This is a genomic window from Serratia sp. BW106, from assembly GCF_002607755.1.
Taxonomy (GTDB): domain Bacteria; phylum Pseudomonadota; class Gammaproteobacteria; order Enterobacterales; family Enterobacteriaceae; genus Serratia; species Serratia proteamaculans.
Genome location: NZ_MCGS01000044.1, coordinates 1 through 3,949 on the forward strand (window position 1 = coordinate 1; position 3,949 = coordinate 3,949).

3 protein-coding genes and 1 tRNA gene are annotated in these 3,949 nt (G+C 46.9%); 3 read left to right on the top strand and 1 reads right to left on the bottom strand.

What is annotated here, in order from left to right:
- Window positions 1–420 precede the first annotated feature (420 nt).
- Both murB and birA read left to right on the top strand, forming a co-directional pair.
- Window positions 421–1,458 (top strand): UDP-N-acetylmuramate dehydrogenase, encoded by a 1,038-nt coding sequence (murB, locus tag BEI65_RS23555; protein WP_099065330.1) that lies wholly within the window; start codon window positions 421–423, stop codon window positions 1,456–1,458.
- Window positions 1,455–2,417: a bifunctional biotin--[acetyl-CoA-carboxylase] ligase/biotin operon repressor BirA gene (gene birA, locus BEI65_RS23560; RefSeq protein ID WP_099065331.1), complete on the top strand. Its 963-nt coding sequence runs from the start codon at window positions 1,455–1,457 to the stop codon at window positions 2,415–2,417. The genes murB and birA overlap by 4 nt, the downstream gene beginning before the upstream one ends.
- 44 nt (window positions 2,418–2,461) lie before the next feature.
- On the opposite strand, the gene coaA is transcribed toward birA, so the two are convergent.
- Complete coding sequence (gene coaA / locus BEI65_RS23565; RefSeq protein WP_085117644.1) at window positions 2,462–3,412, bottom strand: type I pantothenate kinase; 951 nt, start codon at window positions 3,410–3,412, stop codon at window positions 2,462–2,464.
- A gap of 438 nt (window positions 3,413–3,850) precedes the next feature.
- Between coaA and BEI65_RS23570 the strand changes: the two genes are divergently transcribed.
- Window positions 3,851–3,926 (top strand) — tRNA-Thr (locus tag BEI65_RS23570).
- The last annotated feature ends 23 nt before the right edge of the window (window positions 3,927–3,949 follow it).

Sequence of the window (3,949 nt, forward strand, 5' to 3'; positions counted from 1 at the left end):
TTTTGCTGTGTGCGAAAGAAAAGAAAGAACGGACGTAGCTACGCCGTGTCCTGCGAGATAACTCCCCGCCACAATAACCCCCGAATAAAATCCAACTGTTTACCTATAATATATAAATATTAACAATGTTTAAAAACGATGAATAACTTTAAATATATATAGCTCAGGTTGGATGGAGTATTTTAGTCCTCAGTAATAAGACTAATTTATAAAGAAATGTAGGTATTAATCACGTTGACGCCAGTCTGGCTCGTATTCCTCCATTAATTTATATAGAAAATACCTTATAAAACAATTGGAAATATTCCCTCGGTGGATGTTATCCAGATAAAAACTCTATCTATGAAAACAAATATTAGCCTGGCGAGCCGAATCGAGTAGACTAGGCGAAGGTTCATTTCCGTATAGGTATTTATCGTTATGTCTACTGAAAGCGCGTCATTAAAAAAACACAATACTTTTGCGCTCCCGGTCAACGCAGCGCATCTGGTCATTGCAGAAACAATCGAATTAATGATCAAGGTTTGGCAGAAAACGCAGAAGCGCCAAGAGCCGCTGCTGGTACTTGGGGAAGGGAGTAACGTCCTGTTTCTTGAAGACTTTTCCGGTACGGTTATGATCAATCAATTAAAAGGAATCGACATCAGAGAAGAGAAAGATGCCTGGTTTCTCCACGTTAGCTCTGGCGAGAATTGGCATGGTTTGGTTTGTCGCACTCTGGAAACCGGCATTCCCGGCCTGGAAAACCTGGCGTTGATCCCCGGCCTGGTAGGTTCAGCCCCTATTCAGAATATCGGCGCCTATGGTATCGAGCTCAAGAGCGTATGTGACTACGTTGATCTGCTGGATCTGAATACTGGTGCCATTGATCGCATTGCGGCATCAGACTGTGGCTTTGGCTACCGTGAAAGCATTTTCAAGCATCATTTTCAGAAGGGCCATATCATTGTTGGTGTCGGCCTACGCCTGAGTAAGCAGTGGGAGCCGATGCTGAATTATGGCGATCTGACAAAGCTGGACCCGGAAACGGTGACACCCCGTCAGGTGTTTGACTCAGTATGCGCAATGCGCCGCAGCAAACTGCCTGACCCTAAAGTAACGGGTAATGCCGGCAGCTTTTTCAAGAACCCACTGGTCAGTAGCGAAAAGGCCAGAATATTGATTACTGAATATCCTGGCATGCCGCATTACCCACAGCAGGATGGTCAGGTGAAGCTGGCTGCAGGTTGGTTGATCGACCAGTGTGCGCTGAAGGGGCACCAAATTGGCGGTGCAGCGGTACATAATCAACAAGCGCTTGTGTTGGTTAATGTAGATAACGCTTCTAGTCAGGATGTGGTGGCGCTTGCTCGCCACGTACGTAATACCGTCGCGAAAAAGTTCGACGTATGGCTCGAGCCGGAAGTTCGCTTTATCGGAACTGATGGTGAGTTAAATGCCGTAGAGGTTCTCTCATGAAGGATACCAAAGTCCCTCTTAAGCTGATTGCAATACTGGCCGATGGTGGTTTCCATTCTGGTGAGCATCTTGGTGAGTTGCTGGGTATGAGCCGTGCAGCCATTAATAAACATATCCAGACTATCCGTGAGTGGGGCCTGGATGTATTTACCGTACCAGGGAAAGGTTATAGCTTGCCTGGCCCAATCCAATTACTGGATGTCGAGCGTATTCTTAGCCAACTGGCTGATAAGCGCGTCACCGTGCTACCGGTAGTGGATTCCACCAACCAATATCTGCTGGATCGTATTGGCGACCTGCAATCGGGCGATGCCTGTGTCGCTGAGTATCAACAGGCTGGTCGTGGCCGTCGTGGTCGCCAATGGATCTCGCCATTTGGTGCCAATCTGTATCTCTCAATGTTCTGGCGACTGGATCAGGGGCCTGCAGCAGCAATGGGTTTGAGTCTGGTCATCGGTATAGTGATGGCTGAGGTGTTGAAAGGCCTGGGTGCGGAAGGGGTCAGGGTCAAATGGCCAAACGACTTATACCTTAACGATCGCAAGTTAGCGGGTATCCTGGTTGAACTAACGGGTAAAACCGGTGATGCAGCGCAATTGGTTATTGGCGCAGGTATCAATTTGGCGATGCGTGAAACCAATGCGAATGCGATTAACCAGGGCTGGATAAACCTGCAGGAAGCGGGGATTAATATCGATCGTAATGAACTGGCCGCCACTTTACTCAATGAGTTACGTCAATCGCTGCGACAGTTCGAGATTGATGGTTTGGCACCGTTTATTGCGCGCTGGCGTGCGTTGGATAACTTTATTGATCGGCCGGTTAAACTGTTAATCGGCGAACAACAGATCTTTGGTATTGCACGCGGCATCGATCAGCAAGGGGCTTTATTACTCGATCAAGAAGGTGTGATTAAGCCATTTATCGGTGGGGAAATATCTCTGCGTAGCGCCGAATAATTATTATTAATAAGGGGCGAGATTGCCCCTTGTCTATTATTAAACTACTTTCTTAAGCGCACGTTTTCAACCGCGTGATTAGCACTCTTAGTCATTATCAGACTGGCTCGCTCACGTGTGGGGAGGATATTTTCCTGTAAATTCAGTCCATTAATCTCATTCCACAGCTGAGTGGCTATATTGATAGCCTCTGGCTCAGGTAGCTTGGAATAGTTATGGAAATAAGAGTCGGGATTAGAGAAAGCACCCTGACGAAACTTAAGGAATCTGTTGATATACCAGCTTTGCAGCAGTTCTTCAGGCGCATCGACATATATTGAAAAATCAACAAAGTCAGACACGAATACACGATGCGGATCGTGAGGGTAGTCCATCCCACTCTGTAATACGTTTAGCCCTTCCAGAATAAGAATATCCGGTTGTTCGATGACTTTATTGCCTTCGGGGACAACATCATAAATCAGATGGGAATATACCGGAGCGGTCACACGCTTGGCACCGGACTTCACTTCAGAAACGAATTTCACCAGGCTGTGCATATCGTAAGACTGTGGAAAGCCTTTTTTCTTCATCAGCCCGCGTTCGTTCAGCACCTTATTCGGATGCAGGAAACCGTCGGTGGTGATCAGTTCAACGCTACGATGTTCCGGCCAACTGCTAAGTAACGCCTGCAGCAAACGTGCGGTGGTACTTTTACCTACAGCAACGCTGCCGGCAATACCGATAATGTAAGGGATTTTTTGCCCATCGGTGCCGAGGAATTGCTCAAGTACGGCCTGACGGCGCAGGTTGGAACTGATATAGAAGTTCAACAAGCGGGATAGCGGTAGATAAATCTGTGCTACCTCTTCCAAAGAGAGATCTTCGTTAATCCCTTTAAGTTTAACAATTTCTTCTTCTGACAGTGTCAGCGGCACCGAATTTCGCAACGCAGCCCACTGGGTACGATCGAACTGAAGATAGGGCGTCGCTAAAGATTGATCTCTTTTTATCATAAGCCAAATTCTGCCTGTTAACGCAGGTTGGGAAAGGCGCCGGACGCCAACTCCAGATAAGAAACAAGCTGCATATTATAGACAGCTTCGTTTTTGGCGTAGACTTTTTTCGAAAAAGTTGGCGATTAGTATGAGTTTATGTCAATTGTGCGAAGCGGCGCGCAGTAGGCTGAAGTCGATTTCGGCGTATTCCTGCTTCAATTCACAGCTTGCCGAATGGGGGGAAACTGCTGTTCAGGTAAAATATGTGGACGACACTCGCAAAAGAACAATTACAGTGTAGGGAGTGATGACTGTGATTGATGAATCTTTGTGCGCCTGACGGTATGAATTGCCAGACAGTAAGCAAAATTGGGTAATTTGTGAGCGAAAGTGCAGCTAACGCAATTTTTTTGTTGCATAGGCCGTCCGGTCTACCTAGAATGCGCTGCACTTGATGCCGGCTTAGCTCAGTTGGTAGAGCAACTGACTTGTAATCAGTAGGTCACCAGTTCGATTCCGGTAGCCGGCACCAATCAAGTCACAGTAGTTAAAATC